At 67.5% G+C, this 25145-nt stretch carries 22 protein-coding genes; 5 read left to right on the top strand and 17 right to left on the bottom strand.

Going from position 1 to position 25145, the window contains the following annotated elements; translation table 11 throughout:
* Positions 1–123: 123 nt before the first annotated feature.
* The 3 genes from EV283_RS03000 to parE form a co-directional block, all read right to left on the bottom strand.
* The gene (locus EV283_RS03000) at positions 124–1314 is read right to left on the bottom strand and encodes an aspartate aminotransferase family protein (RefSeq protein ID WP_130322544.1); all 1191 of its coding nucleotides are present in this window, start codon (positions 1312–1314) and stop codon (positions 124–126) included.
* A gap of 188 nt (positions 1315–1502) precedes the next feature.
* Positions 1503–2678: a hypothetical protein gene (locus EV283_RS03005; RefSeq protein ID WP_130322546.1), complete on the bottom strand. Its 1176-nt coding sequence runs from the start codon at positions 2676–2678 to the stop codon at positions 1503–1505.
* Between the two features lie 165 nt (positions 2679–2843).
* Positions 2844–4853 (bottom strand): DNA topoisomerase IV subunit B, encoded by a 2010-nt coding sequence (parE, locus tag EV283_RS03010; protein ID WP_130322548.1) that lies wholly within the window; start codon positions 4851–4853, stop codon positions 2844–2846.
* A gap of 159 nt (positions 4854–5012) precedes the next feature.
* On the opposite strand from parE, the gene EV283_RS03015 reads away from it, so the two are divergent.
* Positions 5013–5873 carry an outer membrane beta-barrel protein gene (locus EV283_RS03015; RefSeq protein ID WP_242615757.1) on the top strand — a complete coding sequence of 287 codons (861 nt, stop codon included), beginning with the start codon at positions 5013–5015 and terminating at the stop codon, positions 5871–5873.
* A gap of 288 nt (positions 5874–6161) precedes the next feature.
* Here the strand turns inward: EV283_RS03015 and EV283_RS03020 are convergent, their stop codons facing one another.
* Positions 6162–6917, bottom strand: coding sequence for a GcrA family cell cycle regulator (locus tag EV283_RS03020; RefSeq protein ID WP_130322550.1), 756 nt, complete (start codon positions 6915–6917; stop codon positions 6162–6164).
* A gap of 78 nt (positions 6918–6995) precedes the next feature.
* Between EV283_RS03020 and EV283_RS03025 the strand changes: the two genes are divergently transcribed.
* Together EV283_RS03025 and EV283_RS03030 are read left to right on the top strand one after the other, a co-directional pair.
* Positions 6996–7850, top strand: a complete 855-nt coding sequence (locus EV283_RS03025; RefSeq protein ID WP_130322552.1) for an ABC transporter permease — start codon at positions 6996–6998, stop codon at positions 7848–7850.
* A complete protein-coding gene (locus tag EV283_RS03030; RefSeq protein WP_130322554.1) occupies positions 7850–9118 on the top strand; it encodes a serine hydrolase in 1269 nt (422 codons plus the stop codon). Before EV283_RS03025 ends, EV283_RS03030 begins: the two co-directional genes overlap by 1 nt.
* A 163-nt stretch (positions 9119–9281) precedes the next feature.
* On the opposite strand, the gene EV283_RS03035 is transcribed toward EV283_RS03030, so the two are convergent.
* The 13 genes from EV283_RS03035 to EV283_RS03095 form a co-directional block, all read right to left on the bottom strand.
* The gene (locus EV283_RS03035) at positions 9282–9854 is read right to left on the bottom strand and encodes a GNAT family N-acetyltransferase (protein ID WP_130322556.1); all 573 of its coding nucleotides are present in this window, start codon (positions 9852–9854) and stop codon (positions 9282–9284) included.
* Positions 9851–10633 (bottom strand): LysR family transcriptional regulator, encoded by a 783-nt coding sequence (locus EV283_RS03040; protein ID WP_130322558.1) that lies wholly within the window; start codon positions 10631–10633, stop codon positions 9851–9853. The genes EV283_RS03035 and EV283_RS03040 overlap by 4 nt, the downstream gene beginning before the upstream one ends.
* Positions 10634–10793: 160 nt before the next feature.
* Positions 10794–11192 (bottom strand): Co2+/Mg2+ efflux protein ApaG, encoded by a 399-nt coding sequence (gene apaG / locus EV283_RS03045; RefSeq protein ID WP_130322560.1) that lies wholly within the window; start codon positions 11190–11192, stop codon positions 10794–10796.
* Entirely contained in the window at positions 11189–12394 is a 1206-nt protein-coding gene (locus EV283_RS03050; protein WP_055881074.1) for an aminotransferase class I/II-fold pyridoxal phosphate-dependent enzyme, read from the bottom strand. The genes apaG and EV283_RS03050 overlap by 4 nt, the downstream gene beginning before the upstream one ends.
* A 63-nt stretch (positions 12395–12457) precedes the next feature.
* Entirely contained in the window at positions 12458–13558 is a 1101-nt protein-coding gene (locus EV283_RS03055; RefSeq protein ID WP_130322562.1) for a glycosyltransferase family 2 protein, read from the bottom strand.
* Entirely contained in the window at positions 13555–14601 is a 1047-nt protein-coding gene (leuB, locus tag EV283_RS03060) for a 3-isopropylmalate dehydrogenase (protein WP_130322564.1), read from the bottom strand. The genes EV283_RS03055 and leuB overlap by 4 nt, the downstream gene beginning before the upstream one ends.
* 40 nt (positions 14602–14641) lie before the next feature.
* Positions 14642–15373, bottom strand: coding sequence for a DNA repair protein RecO (recO, locus tag EV283_RS03065; protein ID WP_130322566.1), 732 nt, complete (start codon positions 15371–15373; stop codon positions 14642–14644).
* A 183-nt stretch (positions 15374–15556) separates the two neighbouring features.
* Positions 15557–16501: a GNAT family N-acetyltransferase gene (locus EV283_RS03070; RefSeq protein WP_130322568.1), complete on the bottom strand. Its 945-nt coding sequence runs from the start codon at positions 16499–16501 to the stop codon at positions 15557–15559.
* A complete protein-coding gene (locus EV283_RS03075; protein ID WP_130322570.1) occupies positions 16498–17460 on the bottom strand; it encodes a polysaccharide deacetylase family protein in 963 nt (320 codons plus the stop codon). The genes EV283_RS03070 and EV283_RS03075 overlap by 4 nt, the downstream gene beginning before the upstream one ends.
* Positions 17461–17591: 131 nt before the next feature.
* Complete coding sequence (uvrC, locus tag EV283_RS03080; protein ID WP_107956872.1) at positions 17592–19517, bottom strand: excinuclease ABC subunit UvrC; 1926 nt, start codon at positions 19515–19517, stop codon at positions 17592–17594.
* Between the two features lie 188 nt (positions 19518–19705).
* The gene (gene infC / locus EV283_RS03085) at positions 19706–20236 is read right to left on the bottom strand and encodes a translation initiation factor IF-3 (RefSeq protein WP_056411632.1); all 531 of its coding nucleotides are present in this window, start codon (positions 20234–20236) and stop codon (positions 19706–19708) included.
* Between the two features lie 99 nt (positions 20237–20335).
* Positions 20336–22327, bottom strand: coding sequence for a threonine--tRNA ligase (gene thrS, locus EV283_RS03090; RefSeq protein WP_130322572.1), 1992 nt, complete (start codon positions 22325–22327; stop codon positions 20336–20338).
* A gap of 238 nt (positions 22328–22565) precedes the next feature.
* Positions 22566–23381, bottom strand: a complete 816-nt coding sequence (locus tag EV283_RS03095) for an LD-carboxypeptidase (protein WP_130322574.1) — start codon at positions 23379–23381, stop codon at positions 22566–22568.
* 48 nt (positions 23382–23429) lie between these two features.
* Here EV283_RS03095 and EV283_RS03100 point away from each other — a divergent pair, with 48 nt between their 5' ends.
* Both EV283_RS03100 and EV283_RS03105 read left to right on the top strand, forming a co-directional pair.
* A complete protein-coding gene (locus tag EV283_RS03100) occupies positions 23430–24854 on the top strand; it encodes a Mur ligase family protein (RefSeq protein ID WP_130322576.1) in 1425 nt (474 codons plus the stop codon).
* Between the two features lie 25 nt (positions 24855–24879).
* Entirely contained in the window at positions 24880–25134 is a 255-nt protein-coding gene (locus tag EV283_RS03105; RefSeq protein WP_107956868.1) for a DUF6356 family protein, read from the top strand.
* Positions 25135–25145: the final 11 nt, after the last annotated feature.

Consider the following 25145-nt stretch of genomic DNA (forward strand, 5'->3'; position numbering starts at 1 on the left):
CGGGGAGGGGGACCGCGCTCGCAGAGCGGGGTGGAGGGGGGCCTCCACGAGCGCTGCGCTGCGGGGCGATCCCCCTCCACCATGCTTCGCATGGTCCCCCTCCCCGTACCGGGGAGGAATATTTCAATCGTCGGCGGCGGGCACGTAGACGCGTGCGGCGGTCGACAGCTTGTCGAGGCACTCGGTGATATGACTCTCGTCGATCACCAGCGGCGGCAGGATGCGGATGACGTTCTCGCCCGCCGACACCAGCAGCAGATTGTGATGATCGCGCGCGAACGCGACGAACGCGCGGCTGTCGCTCTTCAGCTTCAGCCCCAGCATCAGCCCGGTGCCGCGGACGCTGTCGAACAGGTGATCGTGGTTGGGGATCATCTGCTCGAGCCCCTGGCGCAACCGGTCGCCCATCGCGGTGACGTGCGCGAGGAACCCGTCCTCGAGGATCACGTCGAGGATCGCCTCGCCCGCCGCCATCGCCAGCGGGTTGCCGCCATAGGTCGAGCCGTGCGTGCCCGCGACCATGCCCTTGGCCGCTTCCTCGGTCGCGAGGCACGCGCCGAGCGGGAAGCCGCCGCCGATGCCCTTGGCGACCGACATGATGTCGGGGGTGATGCCGTACAGCTCGTGCGCGAAGAACTTGCCCGTCCGGCCATAGCCGCACTGGACCTCGTCGAGGACGAGCAACAGGCCATGCTCGTCGCACGCCTTGCGCAGGCCCTGGAGGAACTCGGGGCTCGCCTGGCGGATACCGCCCTCGCCCTGGATCGGCTCGACCAGGAAGCCCGCGGTGTTGTCGTCGATCAGCGCGAGCGCGCCTTCGAGATCGTTGAACTTGGCATAGGCGAATCCGGGCAGCAGCGGCTCGAACCCGTCGCGCATCTTGGCCTGGTTGGTCGCCGAGATCGCGCCCAGCGTACGGCCGTGAAACGCGGTGTCGAACGTGATCAGCGTGTGACGCTCAGGATTGCCATTGGCGAAATGATAGCGCCGCGCGGTCTTGATCGCACACTCGACCGCTTCCGCACCCGAGTTGGTGAAGAACACCGTGTCGGCGAACGTGTTGTCAACGAGCCGCTGCGCGAGATGCTCGCCCTGCGGGCTGCCGTACAGGTTCGACACGTGCATCAGTGTGGCGGCCTGGTCGGCGATCGCCTTGGTCAGATGCGGGTGCGCGTGACCGAGCGCGTTGACCGCGATGCCGCTGGCGAAATCGAGATATTGCTGGCCGTCCTCACCGAAGAGGTACGCGCCCTCGCCTCGGACCGGACGCACGCCACACCGCGGGTAGACGGGCATGAGCGGGGTGATGGTCACGACGGCAGCTCCTTCAAAAAACGAGGGCGACCCTTATCGGCCGCCCGAGCTGCTTGATACGAGGCCGAGACGCCCGGGGCAACACCGGTTAGACGCCATGCGCCATGACCCGGCTGGTGCAGCCATGGGCGCCGTGCCGATTCGGTACGGCAAACCGGTGGCGACGGCCCGGTTGCCGCCGTGGCTGGTCAGCTCATTCCAGGCTCGACCGTCAGATCGAGTATCTCGATATGCGGAACGGACGACCGCGCACGGATCCGCGTCCCCTTCATGCTGACGACGTCGTAGACGATGGAATATCGCTCGATCCGCCGAAGCCCCGGATCGGATGGGGCGCGTTCCAAGGGCCGGTACCGGCGCTCGCCCAGCGCGTCGGTCACCAGCTTCATCCAGCCCGCATCCACATCGGTCGACGTGCGAACGGTATCGATGTCGTGGACCGTTCCATCGGGCGCGACCCGGAATGCGACGTCGGCCCATTGCGGCGTTGCCTCGCCGTGCAACCGCGCCACGGTCGAGGGGTTTTCCTGCCGCCAGTTGTTCAGGTCGATCGGCGGCGCGTAGATGAGTTCGGCCTTGCTGACACGATCGGTATTCGTCGCCGCGATACAGTCACGCCCGGCGTTGACGCCCGTGCCCTGCAGGCGGCACCGCAGGAACTTCGCGGCATCGCGAAACGGTGCCAGATCGGGTTCGGTCGTCTCGTCGATGCGACGGAGCGAATCGAACGCGGTTTGCCGATACGCCGGCACGAGTGGCGCAATCGACGTGTACAGGCCCGCGATACGAAAGAGCGCATAGCCTTTGACCCGGACGTCCCCCGCCGCCGCCGCCTGATTCGCGACCTTGTTGTAGACGTCGCGCGCGGCGATGAAGCGGCCATCCTTGGCGAACGCGTCGCCGACCGCGAGTCGCTGGATGAAGATCCGTCGGTCGGTCGAGGGAAGGCCGCTCTTGAGCGCGTCGAGCGAGTCGATGGCGGTAATGCGCGCGGCATCGCGTTGCCCGTTCACCGCCAGCATCCGGCCGCTGGCCCGCAACAGATCGCCGACTTCGACGGGCAATTCGCGTTTGTACCGCATGTTGCGCCCGCGTGCCTTTGCCAACGTGCGCTGCGCCTCGGGATAATCGCCTGCGAGGAACTGGTCCTCCGCATACGCCAGCGAGGCGTCGATCTCCTCCTTCGGCGGACACTGCCGCGCGATACAGGCTGCCAGCGCGCGTGCGCTGTCCTCGACCCGCCGACCGACCACCACGATGGTCTTTCCCTCGCCATCGACAGACTGCGCGGGCGCGACGGGAGGTGGCGCGGCCGCCTGACTGGAAACGGCCGCCTGAAGCAAAACGAAAGCAAACGGGATCATGCAGATACCCCTATTCATTTCGACGGCGTACGGGCCGCGATCGGAACAGTGTATGCGCATGTATTGGTTACGCAAGATGATCGTTACGAAGAATTTTGCGGCGTCATGGACGGCGTGATCGGCAGATACCGAATCTAGCGACCTAGGCTGGACCTTGGCCTTTGCTCACGCGTCTATCGCTTCCTCGTCCATGCGGCCCGCATTTTCCTGGATGAAGGCGAAGCGGTGGGCGGGGTTGTTGCCCATCAGGCGGTCGACGAGATCCTTGACCCCTGCCCGTTCCTCATATTCCTGCGGGAGCGTGATGCGGAGCATGCCGCGCGTGGCGGGGTCCATCGTCGTTTCGCGGAGCTGGCTCGGGTTCATCTCGCCAAGGCCCTTGAAGCGGCCGACATCGACCTTCTTGCCCTTGAACACGGTGCGCTCGAGTTCGGCGCGGTGCGCGTCGTCGCGGGCGTAGATGCTCTTGGTGCCGACGGTCAGGCGGTAGAGCGGCGGCTGCGCAAGGTAGAGGTGCCCGCGGCGGACGAGTTCGGGCATCTCCTGGAAGAAGAACGTCATCAGCAGCGTGGCGATATGTGCGCCGTCGACGTCTGCGTCGGTCATGATGACGATGCGTTCGTAGCGCAGCGTGTCGGGCGTGCAGTCCTTGCGCGTGCCGCAGCCAAGCGCGAGCGTCAGGTCGGCGATTTCCTGGTTGGCGAAGATCTTCGCGCTGGTGGCGGACGCGACGTTGAGGATCTTGCCGCGGATCGGGAGGATCGCCTGCGTTTTCCGATCACGCGCCTGCTTGGCCGAACCGCCTGCCGAATCGCCCTCGACGATGAACAGCTCGGTGCCTTCGGGCGAGTTGGCGGAGCAGTCGGTCAGCTTGCCGGGCAGGCGCAGTTTCCGCGCGGAGGTCGCGGTCTTGCGCTTGACGTCGCGTTCCTGCTTGCGGCGCAGGCGTTCGTCCATCCGCTCGAGCACATAGTTCAGCAGCGCCTTGCCGCGATCCATGTTGTGGCTGAGGAAATGGTCGAAATGATCGCGGACCGCCTTTTCGACGAGGCCCGCGGCCTCGGGGCTGGTGAGGCGATCCTTGGTCTGGCTCTGGAACTGCGGTTCGCGGATGAAGACCGACAGCATCAGCTCGCTGCCGACCATCACGTCGTCCGCGCTGATATCCTTGGTCTTCTTGTTGCCGACGAGATCGCCGAACGCGCGCAGGCCCCGGACGAGCGCTTGGCGCAGGCCCTGTTCGTGCGTGCCGCCATCGGGGGTCGGGATGGTGTTGCAATACCAGCTGTACGAGCCGTCGCTCCACAGCGGCCAGGCGACCGCCCATTCGACGCGCCCTTGAGTCTCGCCGTTCGCACTCGGGAAGTCCTGCGAGCCCGAGAAGAAATCGGAGGTCGCGCATTCGCGGCCGGCGATCTGGTCGCGCAGGTGATCGGCGAGGCCGCCGGGAAACTGGAAGACCGCCTGCGCGGGTGTATCGTCACCGATCAGGTCGGGCGCGCAATGCCAGCGGATCTCGACGCCCGCGAAGAGATACGCCTTCGAGCGGACGAGCTTGTAGAGACGCGCGGGCTTGAAGTTCAGCTCGGTGCCGAAGATCTCGGTATCGGGGGTGAACGCGACGCTGGTGCCGCGGCGATTGGGCGTGGGCCCGAGATGCTCGATCGGGCCTAGCGTCTGGCCCTTGGCGAAGCGCTGGCGGTAGAGCTGGCGATCGCGTGCGACCTCGATGACGGTGTCCGACGACAGCGCGTTGACGACGCTGATGCCGACGCCGTGCAGGCCGCCCGAGGTGGCGTAGGCCTTGCCCGCGAACTTGCCCCCTGAGTGGAGCGTCGAGAGGATCACCTCGAGCGCGGACTTGTCGGGGAACTTGGGATGCGGATCGACCGGAATCCCGCGGCCATTGTCGACGATCGTCAGGCGGTTGTTGGCGTCGAGCGTCACCTCGATGCGCGTGGCGTGGCCCGCGACCGCCTCGTCCATCGCATTGTCGAGCACTTCGGCGGCGAGGTGGTGCAGCGCGCGCTCGTCGGTGCCGCCGACATACATGCCGGGGCGGCGACGTACGGGCTCGAGCCCCTCGAGCACCTCGATCGAGGAGGCGTCATAGGTATTGGCGGCGGCTTTGCCGACGCCGGGTGCGCCCGGGGACGCGAACAGATCTTCAGCCATGCGTTGAGCGTAGCCGCAGGCGCTGGACAAAGCCACAGGCTCTGTTTGTTCTCCCTGTTACTCGAAAGTCACACGCGCCCAAATTGTTGCGTTGCGGGGAGAAATTCCCACGGCCGCCCCGTTTATGAAAAACCTGTCATGATGTTTCCGGGAGTGAACATGAACAAGACGATGATGGTGGCCCTGATCGGGACCGCCGCACTGGGATTCGCCGCGACGCCTGCCGCGGCACAGGAGATGGCCGACGACGCCGCACCGTTCAGCGGCATCTATGTCGGCGCGGCCGGCGGATATGACGTGCAGCCGAACGATGTGGGGTCGTCGATCCAGTTCGACCGCAACCTCGACGGCCGGTTCGGCGATGCGGTCACGACCGCGACGGGCGCCAACGCGTTCTCGCCCGGCTTCTGCAACGGCGCCGCGACCAGCAGCACCGCACCCGCCGTCGGTGGCCGTGGCTGCCGCAACGACAAGAACAACACGGCCTATTATGCGCGAGTCGGGATCGACCAGCAGATGGGCAACATCGTCGTCGGCGTGGTCGGCGAGTTCGGCAAGTCGAACATCCGCGACAGCGTCAGCGCATTCTCGACCACGCCCGCCTTCTACACGATGACGCGCGACCTCGATTGGGAAGCGTCGATCCGCGGCCGTGCGGGCTATGCGGTCAACACCACGCTGTTCTACGGCACGTTCGGCGCGGGCTATGCGCGGATCAACCGCGATTTCTATTCGAGCAACACCGCCAACGCCTATGCCCAGAGCGGCAAGAAAAACCAGTTCGGCATCACCGGCGGCGGCGGCATCGAGCAGAAGCTGGCCAAGAACGTCTCGGTCGGGCTGGAATATATGTTCCACCAGTATCAGGACGACGATTACCGCGTCCTCGTCACGCGCGGGACGCAGCCGGCGACCAACCCCTTCGTCCTCGCGCCGAACACGGCCGGGACTGCGTTCAAGCGGTCGGACGATAATTTCCGGTGGCACAGCGTCCGCGGCACGGTGGCGTTCCGGTTCTGAGGCGCAGGGCGGCCTGCACCAAGCTGGTGCAGGACTCGCCCAAGCCCGGCCGGCGCGGCTCGCCGCGGCCGACGACATGGGCTTTGCCCATGGCGAGCTGAGACAGAAAAGGCCGCTTCCCGAACGAGGAAGCGGCCTTTTTCATGTCACGATCGATGTACCACCCACCTCGTCATCCTGACGAAAGTCAGGACACAGAGCCAAACACGCTAGCTTGGCGGTATCCTGGGTCCTGACTTTCGTCAGGATGACGGGTGGGGCTAGCGGCGCGCCCGTATCAAAGCAGCCTTAGCGCGGCCGCGGGCCGCCGAACGGCAGCGGTGGCGTCGGGCGGCGATCGCGGCGCGGGAGCTGCGCCTGGTACGCATGGCCGCAATGATCGACACAATAGGGGAAGCCCGGGTTCACGGCCTTGCCGCAGAAATGGAAATCAGGCTCGCCCGGATGACCCAGCGGCCATTTGCAGATGCGGTCGTTGAGTTCGAGCAGGCTCGTCTTGTTCGCCATCTCGGCGGACGGCTTGGCGGGCACGAGACGACGCGGCGGCGCGGGCGTGCTCGGCGGCTGCTGCTCGCCGGGGGCCTGGCGGAGGAAGCCGCCGGGGCCGACCGAACGCAGGATCGGCTGCGGCGCGCGAACGGGCGCGGCGACGGCGGGTGCCGCCTCGTCCTCGTCCTCGTCTTCATCCGCGTCGTCCTCGGGCTCTTCGGCGACCGGTTCGGGCGCGGCGGGCTTGGCGGCGGCAACGGGCGGCGCGACCGGTGCGGGCGCAGGCGCTGCAACCTCGACGGGCTCCGGTGCGGCGAAGGGCTCGGGCGCCGGCGCTGCGACGGGAGCTGATGCCTCGGTCGTCGCGGCGGCCGCCTTGGCGTCGGGATCGTTCGGCTTCACCGGCGACGGGCGCGCCTGCAGTTCGAGGCGGTGCGCCTTGCCGATCACGGCGTTGCGGCTGACGCCACCAAGCGCTTCGGCGATCTGGCTGGCGGTCTGCCCGGCCTCCCACATCGTCTTGAGCGTCGCGATGCGCTCGTCGGTCCAGGACATATTCGTTCCTTAGTCAGCGTCAGCCGGCCAGTGTTAAGCGGTTGCGGGCAGCAGCGGCAGCGATTACCCGCAACCTCCATGAGCAGCCAGCCCCCAATCGGTGAAATCCATTCGGCGGTGCATTCCGCCCCCGGCGTTCCCGTCATCAAGAGCGTGAACTGGGAGGGATTGCGAACCCTCTATATCAAGGAGGTGCGCCGTTTCTTCAAGGTGCAGCTTCAGACGGTGTGGGCGCCGGCGATCACGACCCTTCTGTTTCTGATCGTGTTCACCATCGCGACCGGCGCGAGAAGCCCGGTTCCGGTCGACGGACAGATCGTCGCGTTCGCCGATTTCATCGCCCCCGGCCTGATCATCGCGCAGGGCATGATGGGGCCCGCGTTCGCCAATGCGAGCTTCTCGCTGCTGGTCGGCAAGATGCAGGGGACGATCGTCGACTACCTCCAGCCGCCGCTATCGACGGGTGAGTTGCTGGGTGCGCTGGTCGGTGGCGCTGTGACTCGCGCGGTCATCGTCGGGGTCGTGGTGTGGGCGGCGATGGCGCTGTATCCCGGCGTGCACGTGACGCCGCACGCGCCGCTCGCGATCATCTGGTTCGGGTTGCTCGGCGCGGTGTTCCTCGCGCTGCTGGGCGTGCTGACGTCGATCTGGGCGGACAAGTTCGATCATGCCGCCGCGGTCACCAACTTCGTGATCGCACCGCTGTCGCTGCTGTCGGGCACCTTCTATTCCGTTGACAAGCTGGCCCCCGCCTTCCGAGCGTTCAGCCATGCGAACCCGTTTTTCTACATCATCTCGGGCTTTCGCTACGGGTTCCTGGGGATCGCCGATTCGCCGGTGATGATCGGCGGGATCGTGATCCTGGTGATCGACGTCGTGCTCGCGACCTTGTGCTACCGGTTGCTCAAGAGCGGGTGGAAGCTGAAGAACTGATGCGCGCGCTCACGCTCTGGCTGGTCGCGCTGGTGGTAGCCCTGCTGCCCGTCGGTGCGGTGGCGCAGGGCGTGGCCGATCCGGCGCTGCGAGCAAAGGTGGATGCGCTGGTCGCGATCCTCGACGGCCGCGGCGCGTACGACACGTATTTCGCCGCGAGCTTCCGCGACAAGGTGCCGCAGACGCGGTTCGCGACGATCGTCGCGCAGTTGAAGGCAACGCTCGGCGCGCCACGGAAGATCGAGTCGCTGGCCGCGACGTCGGCTTGGTCCGCGGATTTGGTCGTCGGCTATGCGCGGGGGACGGCGAGCGTTCGGCTCGCGCTCGATCCGGCCGCGCCGCATGCCGCGACCGGTCTGCTGATCACCGGCACCGCCGCACGCGACGATAGTCTCGCCAAGATCGAGGCGGAATTTCGCGCGCTGCCGGGGGCCAGCGGTTTCGGGCTGTATGCGCTCGGCGACGGCACGCCGCAGCCGATTTTCGACTATCGTGCCGATATTGCCGCGCCGCTCGGGTCTGCGTTCAAGCTATGGGTGCTGGCGGAACTCGCGCGGCAGGTGGCGGCGGACGAGCGGCATTGGGCCGATGTCGTGAAGGTCGGTGCGCCGTCACTCCCCTCCGGCGTGCTGCAGACCTGGCCCGCGGGATCGCCTGCGACCTTGCAGACGCTCGCGACGCTCATGATCTCGATCAGCGACAACACCGCGACCGATACGCTGCTGACGATGCTTGGGCGCACGAAGGTCGATGCGATGGCGGAGAGCGCGGGCGGCAGCGTGCCCGTGATGACGACTCGGGAGATGTTCGCGCTGAAGAGCGATCCCGCGCTGACGAAAGACTGGGGCGCCGGGTCGGTCGTCGACCGGCGCGCGCTGCTGGTCGACCATGCGGTGGAGATTGCGACGACGAAGCTCGACATGGGCGTCTTTGCGGGCAAGCCCGTGGCGGTCGACAGCGTCGAATGGTTTGCCAGCCCGGCGGCGATGGCGGGGCTGCTGGATCGGTTGCGTGTGGCGGACGACACGACCCGCGCGATCCTGGCGGTCAATGCCGGCGTCGATCCGGCAATCGCGACGCGGTTTCGCTATGTCGGGTTCAAGGGTGGCGGCGAGCCGGGGGTGCTCAGCCTGAACTATCTCGTCCAGGCGAAGGACGGGCGCTGGTATGCCGCGACCGGGAACTGGCACCGCGCGGACGATGCGGTGAACGAGCTTCGGTTCGTGGGGCTGATCGGGCGGGCGCTGGCGGTGTTGGCGGCGCGGTAGGGGCGCCACTCCAAGGGTACACCCCCGCTTTTGCCACCACCCCGGCGAAGGCCGGGGTCCAGTTGGGGGACGTCGCTGACTGAGGGCAGCGTGCCGTTACGACCACCTTTCCAACTGGGCCCCGGCCTCCGCCGGGGTGGCGGACATCGGGAAAGGACGTGACCTAGGCCCGCCCGGCGGCCTGCCAGCTATCCGCGCAGAGCCCATAGATCAGGCTGTCGCGCAGGCCGAGATGCGTCTCCCACTCGCCCTGCAACAGCCGCTCGCGCCGGAACCCCAGCCGCTCGAGCAACGTGATCGACGCCGCATTCTCGGTATCGGCATCCGCGAACACGCGCTTGCGTCCTTCGGCAAACAGCCGGTCGATCACCGCGGACACCGCTTCGCGCGCAATCCCCCGGCCCCAGGCTTCGCGCGCGAGGATGAAGCCGATCTCGGTCACCCCGGCCCCGTCGGCCTCGCTGCCCGAGACCCAGCCGATCGCGCGGTCATCGCCGGTGCGCGTGATCGCCCAGGTGCGCTGGTTGCCCGGCGCGGCCTCCTCGGCGAGATACATGCGGACGTCGTCTACGCTGCCGAGCGGACCATCGGCGGAATAGGTCATCAGCTCGGCATCGGCGAGCATCGGGTGGAGCGCCGGCGCATCGCCCTCGACGAGCGGGCGCAACCGCAGCCGCCGCGTCTTGAGGACCGGCGAGACGCCGGCACGCCGTGGTCTACGCCCGGGCTGCCTCACGCGGTAAGGGCGTCCACGAGCGCCCGGACCTTCTTCTGGCGCCACTGCGGCAGCGGGGCGACGAGCCAGTAGCCGCCCTTGGACGGCTGCGGTTCGCCGACGATCCGCACGCGTGCCTGCGCAAGGTCGCGGCGGGCAAGCAGTTCGGGTACCGTCGCGCGACCAAGGCCTGCTGCGGCCGCGTCGATCGCGAGCCCGGCGTCGGTGACGCGGACCAGCGCCACGCCGTCCTCACCCGACCACGCGATCGCCGAATCGCCGTCCCTGCCGGGTGCCGCGATCGTCACCATGCCTTCGGATTCGATCGCCTCGCCCTCATGCTCGCCCGGGCCATCGCCCCAGCGAATCGCGAGATCGAGATTGGCCTCGGTGAAGTCGACATTCTCGTCCGCGGTGATCAGCACGAAGCGGAGTTCGGGATCGGCCTCGGCAATCTGTGCGAGCCGCGGCATCAGCCATTTCTCGGTCAGATCGCGCGGCGCGGCGATCGTCAGCGATTTGGAGGACTGGCCGGCCTGCATCGCGCGAACCGCTTCCTCGAACTGGAGAAAGCCGCCACGTAGTGCGCCGAGGCCAGCCTCCGCCTCGGGGGTGAGTTCGAGCCCGCGCGTGGTGCGCCGGAACAGGACGACGCCGAGCGTATCCTCAAGCGCGCGGATCTGCTGGCCGACCGCGGCGGGCGTCACCGCCAACTCGTCCGCGGCGCGCGTGAACGACAGATGCCGCGCAGCCGCGTCGAGTACGCGCAGGCCGTTGAGCGGGAGATGCGTGCGCTTCATTGGACGGGACCTTGGGCAGCGAGGACCCGGCCAACATCCGTCACCCCGGCCTCACCCGTCATCCCAGCGAAAGCTGGGATATTCATGGGGCGGGCGTCACGGCGGCCAACAGGGATACCCCAGCTTTCGCTGGGGTGACGGTCAATGTGCTGCGCGCGCATCAATGCAACACCGCGGGCGCGAGGAGCGCGAAACGGGGGATCTCGACGTCGAAGATCGCGCCGTCCTCGCGGACCATGCGGTACGTGCCCTGCATCGCACCCGACGGGGTCGCGAGCGGACAGCCGGAGACGTAATCGAAGCTGGCGCCCGGCTCGATCACTGGCTGTTCGCCGACCACGCCTTCACCCTCGACCGAGTGACGCGCGCCGCGGCCGTCGGTGATCACCCAGTGGCGGGTGAGCAGCTGGACGCTCTCGTCGCCGTCGTTCTCGAGGCGGATGTGATAGGCCCAGAACCAGCGGCCACGCTCGGGCTCGGACTGTTCGGGCAGGTAGCTGACCGAGACGCGCACCGTTACCCCATCGGTCGTCGCCGCGTTGGGGAACAGCGCTTTCATAGGCCAGCCTTGCTCAGGGCCTGGTCGAGGTCGTCGATCACGTCCTGCGCGTCCTCAAGCCCGACGTTGATCCGCAGCAGGCCTTCGGTCACGCCCATCTCGGCCTGCTTGTCGGGCGAGACGCTCGCGTGCGTGGTCGAGGCGGGGTGAGTCATCAGCGAGCGCGAGTCGCCGATGTTGTTCGAGATGTCGACGAGTTCGAGCCCGTCGAGCAACGCATGCGCCTGTTCGCGTCCCTCGACCTCGAACGCGAAGATCGGGCCGCACGCGTCCATCTGGCGCATCGCGAGTTCGTGCTGCGGGTGGCTCGGCAGGAAGGGGTGCAGGACGCGCGGCACGCGGCCTTCGAGGAATTGCCCGACCTTCATCGCGTTCTCGGACTGGCGGTGGATGCGCAGGTCGAGCGTTTCGAGGCCCTTGAGCACCACCCACGCGTTGAACGGCGACAAGGTCGGCCCGGTGTTGCGGGTAAAGGGCAGCAGCGTGTTGGTGATGAAATCCTCGGTCCCGCAGACCGCGCCGGCGAGCACGCGGCCCTGCCCGTCCATCATCTTGGTCGCGCTATAGGCGGTGACGTCCGCGCCGAACTCCATCGGCCGCTGGAGCGCCGGAGTCGCGAACGCATTGTCGACCACGGTGGTGATGCCGCGTTCGCGCGCGATGTCGCAGATCGCCTTCAGGTCGGCGATGTCCATCGTCGGGTTGGCGGGCGTCTCGAAGAAGAACACTTTGGTCTCGGGGCGGACCGCGTCGAGGAACGCCTGCGGATCGCGCGCATCGACGATCGTCGTCGCGATCCCGAACTTCGGCAGCAGCGTGTCGGTCAACCAGCGGCACGACCCGAACGCCGCGCGCCCGCCCACGAGATGATCGCCGGTCTGAAGCTGGCAGAGCAGCGCCGCGGTCATCGCGGCCATGCCCGTCGCCATCGTCCGGCACGCCTCGGCACCCTCCAGCAGCGCGATCCGCTCCTCGAGCATCTGCACGGTCGGGTTCTGCAGGCGCGAATAGGTCATCCCCTCCTGCTCGCCGGCAAAGCGCGCTGCGGCGTCGCCCGCCTTGTCGTAGCAATAGCCCGAGGTGAGGAACAACGCCTCCGACGTCTCGCCATATTCGCTGCGGGCAGTGCCGCCGCGAATGGCGCGCGTCGCGGGACGCCAATTTTGGGTGATCGAACGATCCTGGCCGGTCTTGCGCTTCATGCGCGCCGCTTTGCCGCTGGGGAGCCGCGATGACAAGCCTTGCGGCCGTAACGGTCGCTTGCCCTAATACCGCCCCCAGGTGAATTTTGACGACAGTGCGTAGTTCCACACCGCGCCGACCAGCACGCCGATCAGCGCGGACGCCGCCCAGGCGCCATCGCGCATCTCGTACAGGAACGCGGCGATGCCGACATTGGCGACTGCGCCGACCGAGCAGATCACCGCGAACGACACCCAGCCGTCGACGAGTTGCCGCCACCCCTTCAGCCGGCGATCGCGATAGGTCAGCGCGTTGTTGAGGAAGAAGTTGAAGGTGAGCGCGGCGAGAGTCGCGACGATCTCGCCGACCAGGAAATTCGCACCGAACCCGACGAACAGCGCGGTCAGCACCGCCATGTGGATGCCGACGCCGAGCACGCCGATCGCGGAGAACATCGCGAACCGCACCGGCACGAACCGGCCGAACATCCGGTCGTACAGCGCGATCAGATATTCCATCGCGACGACGTGATCGAGCTTGCTCTCGCCCTCGGTGCGGCAGCGGAAGGTGTAGGGAATCTCAACGAAGCGGAGCGGCGTCGGCGACGCGGTCAGCAGGTCGAGCAGGATCTTGAACCCGATCGCCGACAGCGACGGCGCGAGCTGGCGCACGATGTCGGTGCGGATCATGAAGAACCCGCTCATCGGATCGTTGAGATCACATTTGAGCACGCGCCGCGAAAGCCGGGTCGCCAGCGCGGACTTGGCGACGCGGTCGCTGTCCCATTCGCCGGTGCAGCCGCCGGTGACGAAGCGCGAGCCGATCGCGACCTCGGCCTCGCCGGTCTTGAGCAGGTCGAGCATCGCGGGCAGCACGGTCTCGTCATGCTGGAGGTCGCCGTCGATCACCGCCACGAACGGCGCCGCGGTGGCGCACATCCCCTCGATGCACGCCGACGACAGCCCGCGCCGGCCGATCCGCTGGATCACGCGCACCCGCGTGTCGAGCCGCGCGATCGCGCGCGCGGCGTCGGCGGTCCCGTCGGGACTGTCGTCGTCGACGAAGATCGCCTCCCACCGGCGCCCGACGAGCGCCTGATCGAGCTTGGCGATCAACGTCGCGACATTGCCCTTCTCGTTGAACGTCGGGATGACGATCGCGAGCTCGAGCAGGGCGCCGGTCAAGCGAGGTTGGCCAACACCGCATCGCCCATCTCACGCGTCGTCAGCGTACCACCCAGATCGGGCGAGCGCGCGCCGCCGAGAATCGCCGCGGCGACCGCAGCCTCGATCCGGTCGGCGGCGTCGGGCAGGTCGAGCGAGTGGCGCAGCATCATCGCCGCCGACAGGATCGCCGCACACGGATTGGCCTTGCCCTGCCCGGCGATGTCGGGCGCACTGCCGTGGATCGGTTCGTACATGCCCTTGTTCGAGTCGTTGAGCGCAGCCGATGGCAGCATGCCGATCGAGCCCGCGCACATCGACGCCTCGTCGGACAGGATGTCGCCGAACAGGTTGCCGGTGACGATCACGTCGAACTGGCCGGGATTGCGGACCATCTGCATCGCCGCGTTGTCGACATACATGTGGCTGAGTTCGACATCGGGATAGTCGGCCGACACCTCGATCACGACGTCGCGCCACAGCTGCGAGGTTTCGAGCACATTGGCCTTGTCGACCGAGAGCAGCTTGCCCTTGCGCGTGCGTGCGGTCTCGAAGCCGACGCGGGCGATGCGCGCGATCTCGGCCTCGTCATAGCGCATCTCGTCATGGCCCTCGCGCAGGCCGTCGGCGGTAGTACGGATGCCCTTCGCGCCGAAATACACGTCGCCGGTCAGTTCGCGGACGATGACCATGTCGATCGAGCGCGCGATCTCGGGACGCAGCGCGGACGCATCCTCGAGCCCTGCGAACAGCTTGGCGGGACGCAGGTTCGCGAACAGGCCGAGGTCTTTGCGCAGGCCGAGAATGGCTTGCTCGGGGCGGAACTGGCGTTCGAGCGCATCGCAATCGGGATCGCCGACCGCACCGAACAGGATGGCGTCGGCACGGCGGGCGAGGTCGAGCGTCTCGGTCGGCAGCGGATGCCCCGCCGCCTTGAACGCGGCGCCGCCGACAAGGCCCTCTTCATAGGTCAGGTCGAGGCCGAGCGTATCGAGCACCCGGCGCGCTTCCGCGGTGACTTCGGGTCCGATGCCGTCGCCGGCCAGTATCGCGATCAAGGGCATGTGCGTTCCTCCTGCGCGGCCCTTGCCGGGCGGTGCGCGCTCACGCAACCGCCCTTTTGAGCCGATCGACCAGCCGATCGCGCGCCGCCAACGGGTCGGCGCGCCGGTCGACGAGGATGTCGCGCGCGAGGAAATGGCCGGTCAATCGCAGCCCGTCGAAGATGTCGGGCCAGTCCGCCTCGCCGCCGACCATAAGGAAGGTGGGCAATCTGAGCAGCTTGGCCTCATAGCCGAACGCCGCCCCGCGCGAGACCGCGGCACCGCTCTTGGGGGAGACGAAACCGAGATCGTCCGCGGTGCCGCTCGCGACGCACCGGTCGAGGTCGAGCCCGAAGCCGAGCTCCGCCAGCATCAGCAATTCATACCGCACCAGCGCGGCGGCCCAGCCGCGCGCCGACGGCGCCGCCTCGATCGCGCCGAGCAGGCCGTCGAGCGCGTCGTGGATCTGCGGATAGGGCTGCGCTTCGGGCAACGCCGCCGCGGTCAGCGCGGTCGCCCATTCGAGCGCGCCTGCCGCCAGCGGCTCGCCGTGCATCTGCGCGCGGCTGTGGATCAACTCGGCGGTGAGCGAGGCGAGCTGCTCGCCGGTGCGCGCGCGCCATTCGCCCTGGATGACGTTCGCCTGCAGCAATACGGGTCGCATCGCGCGCGACCGCCCGCCGCGGACATAGCCGGGCTGCACGCCGTCGTTGCGGGTCAGCGCACGCACGATCGCGCCATGCTCGCCGTGCTGACGGACGGCGACGACGATGGCGGCTGCGCGGAGGTGCATGCGGGGCCTATACCGCGGTCGTCTCGGGAGCGGGAGGGGGACCGACGTCCCGCCACACCCCCGTCATCCTGACGAAAGTCAGGATCCAGAGTAACGAATGCCGCCCTGCGTGGCTCTGGATCCTGACTTTCGTCAGGATGACGGGGGGCTGCTGGAGGATGGCACTCGGCGAACGATCCAGCCCTAGCGGCGGATCTTCCTCGCGAGCCTGGCCAGCGCCGGATGCGTCGCCGCCCGCTTGGCAGACGCCATCGCGCCGTCGAACCCCCGCAGCGCCGCCAGCGTCGCGCGGTTCGCCAGCGTCGGCCGCAGCATCAGCACGTCGACGCACGCCGTCCCCGCGGTCGAGAATTGCCGCTTGTGCTGGCCCTCCCCCTCGGTGAAGTCGAACCGCGCGAACCGGGCTTCCGCAAACAGGTCGCGCATCGCCTCGACCTGGAGCACCGCGCCGGGCGACAGGTAGTTATGCGCCGGATCGTGCCCGACATGATCGTATCGCAACGATTCTCCCTCGGCGGTGCAACAGAGATACGCGACCGGCGCGCCCTCGACGAACAGCAGCCAGGCACGCAGCCGGTCCGCATCCGCGAGTGACTCGAGATCGCGCACCGACGCCGCATCGTCAGGCAGTCCCGATCCGAGCAGCTTTTCCTGATAGGTCGCCGCCGACACTGCGCGGGCGAGCGGATGGAAGACCGCGAACGCGGCCGAATCGTGATAGCGCCGGATATCGAGCGCGCGCCCGTTCGCCGCGGCGAGCTTCTTCGCCTTGCGCTTGATCCCCGAGCGCGCGCTGCCCGACAGGCCGGCGAGCCACGCCGCCTCCCCCGCCGCCAGATCGACATGATAGCGGACATAGCGCTGCCGGACGACCGCGATCAGGCCATTGCCGTCAAGGCCGGCGAGCATCGTCTCGGGCAGCGACGTCACCAGATAGCCGTCGGCCTCGTCGGGTAGCGCGGGCAGTGCGAATGGCGCGGTCCCCGCCGACGAAGCCAGGACGGCGTCGAGTGAGAACGGCACGCGCACCAGTCGTCGCGATATCGTCGCCAGCGTCCGTGCGCCGATCTGGAACTTCAGCGCCAGCCGTCGAACGCTGTTATCCGCCGTCGCCGGCGGCGCGGTCATGAGCGTTCCTCGACCCAGTTCGACCAGAGTTGTTCGGCCTGCCGCCAGCGCATGCGCAACCGGTCCGGCGCGAGCGGCACGTCGGGATGACCGAGCGCGAGCGGCGGGCGATCCGCGAAATGATGCGTCGGCAACGCCGCGCGCATCTCGTCGAGCATCGCGCACAATGCGCGGAAACGCCGGACATGCACCGCGTTGGGCCGCGTCCCGCTCCGGTTGGCGAGTTCGAACCCGTGGCTGACGATCGTCACCGCGCCATGCCCCGACACCGCGGCATGTTCGAGCGCGTCATAGCTCTCGCCGGCGGACAGCGCGCAAAGCTGGAACGTCCGCACCCGGTCGCGCCTCTCCTCGATCACCGTGACCGGCACCTCGATCACGCCGCCGTCGCGACTGCGCTGCACGGGTGCGATCTGTTGCGCGGGCAGCGAGATCCGGCTCGTATGGGGCGCTTCGGAGCCGTTGTGGCTGCTGTCATAGGTGAAGCCCAGCGTCGACAGCGCGGTCAGCGTGTCGTCATTGGCGGCATAGCTCCCTGCGCGAAACGCGATCGGCTTGGGCGCGCCGGCCTCGACCAGCAGGTCGGTCGCGCGCACTAGCAGGTCGATCTGCTCGGCCAGGCTATAGTCGTAGAGCTGGAACCGGCCGTGATGCTCGCCCCGGTCCCCCCGCCGCGCCGCGGTCCAGTTCGGGTGGAGATGGAGCTGGATTTCCTGCCCGGCGGCGAGGATCGTCTCGACCATCTGCCGCACGGGCGCGAGGCCGTAGACGAGCGCGGGCATCGGATCGACAAAGAAACACGCCTTGAGCGAATGCCGCGCAAGTTCCGCGAGCTGGTAGCTCAGCCCGACGCCGGCGGGTTCGAGCGACCGCGCATAGATCTCGTCAGAATCGCGCCCGGCCGCATGATGACGCCAGGCGAATTCGGTATCGACGGTCAGGAAAACGGGCGTTGGCACGTCACAATGTAACAATGGCGAGTGAAGAATGGGTTTAGTTTTGTGCAATCAGCTTGATCTGGATCTATTTCCACGAGCACGGCGCGAGTTTGGGGACGGTGCGGCGACCTGTCGCGCCCTCCCCGTTGCCATCACCGCGAATGGTAGAAGTCGTAGACCTGTTGCGCGACGCCCGCCGAGACTCCCGGCGCCTGTTGCAGGTCCTGCAGGCTCGCATTGCGCACCGCGCGGCCGGTCCCGAAATGCATCAGCAGCGCCTTTTTCCGCGCTGGGCCGATGCCGGGGACCTCGTCGAGCGGGCTCGCGCCGATCGCCTTGCTGCGCTTGTCGCGGTGGACGCCGATCGCGAACCGGTGGACCTCGTCGCGCAGCCGCTGGAGGTAGAACAGCACCGGCGCGTTGACGGGGAGCTGGAATTCGCGGCCGTCGAGCATGTGGAACACCTCGCGCCCGTCGCGGCCATGCTGCGGCCCCTTGGCGATCCCGACGAGGCATACGTCCTCGACGCCGATCTCCTCGAGCGCGGCCTTGACCGTGTTGAGCTGTCCCTTGCCGCCGTCGATCAGCACCAGATCCGGCCATTCGCCCGAATCGCGATCGGGATCCTCGGCCTGCGCGCGCGCGAAGCGCCGCGTGAAGACCTCGCGCATCATCCCGAAATCATCGCCCGGGATGGTGTCCTTGTCCTTGATGTTGAACTTTCGATACTGGCCCTTGCGGAAGCCTTCGGGGCCGGCGACGACCATCGCGCCGGTCGCGGCGGTGCCCTGGATATGGCTGTTGTCGTAGATCTCGATCCGCTGCGGCGGCTCGGCCAGATCGAACAGGTCGGCGACTTCGCGCAGGAGCTTGGCCTGTGTGGTCGATTCGGCCTGGCGACGCTCGATCGCCTCGATCGCGTTGCGCTTGGCCTGATCCATCAGCCGGCGGCGATCGCCGCGCTGCGGCACCTGGAGCGCGACCTTGTAGCCCGCGCGCTCGCCCAACGCCTCGACCAGCAGCGCCGCCTCGGGCAGCTCGCGGTCGAGCAGGATCTGGCGGGCGGGCGGCACGTCCTCGTAGAACTGGCCGAGGAAGCTGGTGAGCACCTCGTCCTCTGGCACGTCGTTGGTGTGCTGCGGGAAGAAGCTGCGATGCCCCCAGTTCTGGCCGCCGCGGATGAAGAACGCCTGGATGCCGATCAGCCCGTCCTTGCACGCCATCGCGAAGATATCCGCGTCGCCTACCCCTTCCGCGTTGATCGCCTGCGTCCCCTGGATGAACGTCAGCGCCTTCAACCGGTCGCGCAGCAGCGCGGCGAGTTCGAAGTCCATATTCTCGGCGGCGGCCTGCATCTGCGCGCCGAGCTTGGCCTGCACGCCGGTCGACTTGCCCGCGAGGAAGCTCTTCGCGTCGTCGACCAGCTCCTTGTAGGCGCCCTCATCGATCCGGCCGACGCACGGCGCGGAGCAGCGCTTGATCTGGTACAGCAGGCATGGCCGGTCGCGCGTCTTGAAGAAGCTGTCGGTGCAGCTGCGCAGCAGGAACAGCTTCTGGAGCGCGTTGAGCGTGTTGTTGACCGACCCTGCGCTCGCGAACGGGCCGTAGTAATTGCCCTTCGCGCGTCTGGCGCCGCGGTGTTTCTGGACGCGCGGGAAATCGTGATCGTCGCGCAGCAGGATGAACGGGAAGCTCTTATCGTCGCGCAGCAGCACGTTGTATGCTGGGCGATAGCGCTTGATCAGCTGCGATTCGAGCAGCAGCGCCTCGGCCTCGTTGTTGGTTGTGACGATCGTCATCGACCGAGTCTGCGACACCATCCGCTGGAGGCGTTTCGTCAGCCGCTCGACCTGGACATAGTTGGCGACGCGATTCCGCAAAGCACGCGCCTTGCCGACGTAGAGCACGTCGCCGCGCGCGTCCTGCATGCGATAGACGCCGGGGCGGACCGGCAGCGTGCCGAGCACGTTGCGGATCGCCGCAACGCCCGCCGCAAGATCGGGCGCTTCACCACCGCCGCGCACCGCGAACGTGGATTTGTCTTCGTTGAATCGATCGGGGGAGTTGGGAGAGGACATTGCAGGGGAATCTAGGCGCTACCCCCCGCTTCCGCCACCGTTGGAAAAAATCTTAGATCCCGCGCGCTTGAACCGCTCGCTCCGGTCACAGACACGACCCCGACCGTCGCAGACACGACAAAGGCCGGTCCGACCCCTGTCGAACCGGCCTTCCAGACCTGCATGCGTTGATACCAGCGCTGCCGGGGTTACTTCGGCGCGAGCACCATCAGCATCTGACGGCCTTCCATGCGCGGATATGCCTCGATCTTGGCAATCTCGGCGACGTCGTCCTGCACGCGCTTCAACAGGTTCATGCCCAGCTGGCCGTGGCTCAGCTCGCGGCCACGGAAGCGCAGCGTGATCTTGACCTTGTCGCCCTCGCCGATGAAGTCGTTCACCTTCTTCATCTTCGTGTCGTAATCATGGTCGTCGATGTTCGGACGCATCTTGATCTCCTTGATCTCCTGCGTCTTCTGCGACTTGCGTGCGAGGTTGGCCTTCTTCTGCGCCTCGTACTTGAACTTGCCGACGTCGAGGAACTTGGCGACGGGCGGATCGGCGTTGGGCGAAACTTCAACCAGGTCCAGGCCGTGCTCGGCCGCCTGCTCGATCGCTTCGCGCGTGAACATCACGCCCAGATTCTCGCCCTCGTGATCGATCACGCGGACCTTCTGGCTCTGGATGAATTCGTTGAATCGCGGGCCGTTCATCGCGGGCGCCTGCATCGGCCGGCGCATCGTGGGAGGACGTATGGGGGTTGCTCCTGTTGTTTCTGACGAAGTATTTGGGCCGGCTTATAGCGCAGAAAGCTCTGCGCGGAAAGCCGGCCTCATCCATCACATATCGGGTGCGCGCGCCTCGACCGCAACCCGTGCCGCCGCATCGTCGAGGCTCATCATCTCCTGGCCCTGGCTGCCGAGCCGCCGGATCGCGACCGTTCCCTCGTCCGCCTCGCGCTTGCCGACCACGAACAGCAGCGGCACCTTGGCCAGCGAATGCTCGCGCACCTTGTAGTTGATCTTCTCGTTGCGCAGATCGGTCTCGACGCGGATCCCCGCCTTGCGCAGGTCGGCCGCGACCTTCAGCGCATAGTCGTCCGCATCCGATACGATCGTCGCGACGACCACCTGCACCGGCGCCAGCCACAGCGGGAAGCGCCCGGCATGATGCTCGATCAGGATGCCGATGAAGCGCTCGAACGTGCCGAGGATCGCGCGGTGGAGCATGACCGGCCGGTGCCGCTCGCCATCCGCGCCGACATAGGACGCGTCGAGTCGCTCGGGCAGCACGCGGTCCGACTGGATCGTGCCGACCTGCCACGTCCGCCCGATCGCATCGGTCAGGTGGAATTCGAGCTTCGGCGCATAGAACGCCCCCTCGCCCGGCAGCTCCTCGAAATTCGCCTTGATCGTGTCGCTCAGCGTCGACTGCATCACCGCCTCGCGCAGCTCGGCCTCCGCCTTGTCCCACATCGCATCGTCGCCGAACCGCTTCTCGGGGCGCAGCGCGAGCTTCACCGCATAGTCCTCGAAGCCCAGATGCTTGTACACGCTGTCGAGCAGCTCGCAGAACTTGCGCACCTCCTCGACCAGTTGGTCCTCGCGGACGAAGATATGCGCGTCGTCCTGCGTGAACTGGCGGACGCGCATGATGCCGTGCAGCGCGCCGTGCGGCTCGTTGCGGTGGCAGCAGCCGAACTCCGCCATCCGGATCGGCAGGTCGCGATACGACTTGATCCCCTGCTTGAAGATCAGCACGTGCGCGGGGCAGTTCATCGGTTTCAGCGCCATCAGGTCGCCCTCGCCCGACAGCACAGCGCCCTCATCCTCGACGTTGGGGATCTCGTCGGGCACCACGAACATGTTCTCGCGATACTTGCCCCAATGGCCCGACTGTTCCCACTGCTTGGCGTCCATCAGCTGCGGCGTCTTCACCTCGGCATAGTCCGCGGCGTCGAGCCGGCGGCGCATATACGCCTCCATCTGCCGCCAGAGCACGAAGCCCTTGGGATGCCAGAACACCGACCCCTGCGCCTCGGACTGGAGATGAAACAGGTCCATCTCCGCGCCGATCTTGCGGTGATCGCGCTTGGCGGCTTCCTCGAGCCGGAAGAGATGCTGATCGAGCTGCTTCTTGTTGAGCCAGCCGGTGCCGTAGATGCGGCTCAGCATCGCGTTCTTCTGATCACCGCGCCAATAGGCTCCGCTGACGCGCGTCAGCTTGAACGCGGCGGGATCGAGCTTGCCGGTCGAGACCATGTGCGGGCCGCGGCACATGTCGAGCCATTCGCCCTGGCGATAGATGGTGAGTTCCTCGCCCTCGGGCAGTTCGGCGGCCCATTCGGCCTTGAACGTCTCGCCCTGCTCGGTCCAGCGGTCGATCAGCTGCTGGCGGCTCCAGACCTCGCGCAAAAACGGCTCGTTGCGCGCGATAATCGCGCGCATCTCCGCCTCGATCGCGGGCAGGTCCTCGTCGGTAAACGGGCGATCCTTGGGCGCGAAATCGTAGTAGAAGCCGTCGTCTGTCGCCGGCCCGAAGGTGATCTGCGTGCCGGGGAACAGGTGCTGCACGGCTTCGGCCATGACGTGGGCGAGATCGTGGCGCACCAGCTCCAGCGCGTCCGCCTCGTCGCGTGCAGTCACCAGCGCAAGGTTCGTGTCGCCCTCGAACGGCCGGCTGAGATCGCGCACCTGCCCGTCGATCCGCGCGGCGAGCGCCGCCTTGGCGAGCCCCGGCCCGATCGCGGCGGCGACATCTGCGGGCGTAGTCCCGGGCGCAACCTCGCGGACGGAGCCGTCGGGAAGCGTAATGCGGAACATGGCGGACATGGGGAACTTTCTCGTGATGGAAGAGCGGCGCTTATGCCGTCGCGGGGCCGATATAGGCAACCCGCGTCGCACGGACACTACAGCCTGACACAATATCGCCGCGCCGCCTTCAAGCTCCACCCCGGCGAAGGCCGGGGCCCAATTGGGAAACGTCGCTAACGAAGGACCGCGCACGGTTACGCCGACCTTGCCAATTGGGCCCCGGCCTCCGCCGGGGTGGAAGGGCTCTGCCCTCCCCTCAAACCACCCCGAACGGCACCACATGGTTCGCCTGCGTGTGCCCGATCTCGGCGCGCCCGAGATACGGCACGCCCATGTCGCGCGACCAGCGCACCATCATATAGTCCAGCGTCTCGCCCCAGGGCGGCTCGTTCGCCTGCACCGCGGTCACCGCCCCCAGCCGCAGCCCGGCGATCCCCTTGAGCTGGGTCGCGTTCGCCACTTTGAACAGCATCCGATCGATCGCATACATCGGCTCCGACACCTCCTCGACGATCAGCACGTGATCGGTCAGGTCGGGCAGCCAGGGCGTCCCGATCAGCGACGTCAGGATCGACAGGTTGAACGCCGCCGACGGCTGCCCGCGCAACCCCGGCTCGAGTCCCGAACGATCCCCCCGCGCCATCCAGCCGAGCGACCGCGCCACCGTCGCCTCGCCGTCATGCCGGTGGATGTCGCTGACCATCGGCCCATGCGCCACCCGCCCGATCCGCCGCGCATAGAGCGCGCCCAGCAGGAACCCGACATCCGAATAGCCCAGATACGTCTTGTGCCGCGCGGCGCGCCCGAGCTCGGGCACGACCATCTGCAAAATGCGGTTCGCGCCATAGCCCCCGCGCAGGAACCAGAGCGCATCGAACGCCGGATCGTTCGCATACTCCAGGAACGCCGCAGCCCGCGCGAAATCGGAACCTGCGAAATGCCCGTCGGTCGTGGTGCATTGCGGATGAAACACCAGCTCGACCTCGGGAAACGCCGCCGCGGCATACGCCGTGATCGCAGGGATAGCCGAGGGATTGGTCCGGCTCGACGCGGCGAGAACACCGATGCGCATGGTTCGTCCTGTCTTGCCCCGTTACGCAACCGCCGATAGCGCGAGCGCATGGATATCACCAACCCCTCCGACCAGCCTGCCGATCAGCCCGCCTATTTCTTCGTCGGCATCGGCGGCAGCGGCATGATGCCGCTCGCGATGATCCTGGCGGGCCGCGGCGCGACCGTCGCGGGATCGGACCGCAATCTCGACCAGGGCCGGGTCCCCGCCAAGTTCGCCGATCTCGCCGCCAAGGGCGTCGCGCTGTTCCCGCAGGACGGCAGCGGCATCGTGTCCGCGGACCAGCGGGTCGTCGCCTCCGCCGCGATCGAAGCCACCGTTCCCGACATGATCGCCGCCGACGCGCTCGGCTGCCCGCGCGCCACCCGCGCGGAGCTGCTCGCCTCGCTGTTCAACGACAGCCGCCTGCCGATCGGCGTGGCGGGGACCAGCGGCAAGTCGACCGTCACCGGCATGATCGGCTGGATCCTCCACGCGGTCGGCCGTGACCCGACCGTCATGAACGGCGCGGTCATGAAGAACTTCGCCACCGACGACGCGCCGTTTGCGAGTGCGCTCGTAGGGGCGAGCGACATTTTCGTCAGCGAGGTCGACGAAAGCGACGGCTCGATCGCGCGTTATGCGCCCAGGATCGCGGTGCTCAACAATGTCAGCCTCGATCACAAGTCGCTCGAGGAATTGCGCGTGCTGTTCGGCGGCTTCATCGCGAAGGCCGAGACGGCGGTCGTCAACGCCAACGACCCCGACGCCGCCGCCCTCGCGTCGCGGCTGCCGCGCGGCCAGGTGACGACGTTCGCGATCGACGCGTCGGCCGACCTGCGCGCCGAAAACCTGAAGCCCGAGCCGTTCGCGATTGCGTTCGACCTCGTCTCGCGCGGCACCCGCACGCGCGTGAAGCTCGCCGTCCCAGGCCGCCACAACGTCTCGAATGCGCTCGCTGCGATCGGTGCGGCGATGGCGGCGGACGTGTCGCTGCCCGACGCGGTCAAGGCGATCGCGGGCTTTACCGGCCTGCGCCGCCGCTTCGATCTCGTCGGAGAGGCCGCCGGCATCGCGGTAATCGACGATTTCGGCCACAACCCCGACAAGATCGCCGCCACGCTCGACACGCTCCACGCGTTTCCCGGCCGCCTGCTCCTCCTCTTTCAGCCGCACGGCTATGGGCCGCTCAAGGTCATGGGATCCGAACTCGTCGCCACCTTCGTCGAGCGGATGGCGCCAGACGACCTGCTCGTCCTCCCCGACCCGGCCTATTATGGCGGCACGGTCACGCGAGAGGTCACCAGCGCCGACATCGTCGCGCAGATCGCCGTCGGGGGCCGCGACGCGCGGCACATCGCCGACCGGGCGGAGGCCGCCGCCGCGCTGGTCGCCGAAGCCCGGCCCGGCGACCGGATCGTGGTGATGGGCGCGCGCGACGATACGCTGAGCGTGCTGGCCGCCGGCATGGTCGACGCGCTGACCGCGCGATGATAGGATGCGCCCCAGGAGACTGCCGATGTTTCGCCGCCTGTTCCTCGACCATCCCGCAACCGTCGGCGAAAGCTATGCCGAGCATTTCGGCGTCGCCAGCCGCTTCGGCCTGACGATGATCAAGGGCGGCCTCGGCGCGCTGGTCCACGCGGTCGTCCCCGCGCTCTGCAAGACGCGCGGCAGCGAGACGGTCGCCGAACTCCACCGCCAGATGGTCGAGAAACGCGGCGCGGTCGCCGCCGACCAGGCGCAGATGAAGACGGTCGAATTCATTATCTGACAACGGCGAAG

Origin of the sequence: Sphingomonas sp. BK036 (genome assembly GCF_004216825.1) — a bacterium.
GTDB lineage: Bacteria > Pseudomonadota > Alphaproteobacteria > Sphingomonadales > Sphingomonadaceae > Sphingomonas.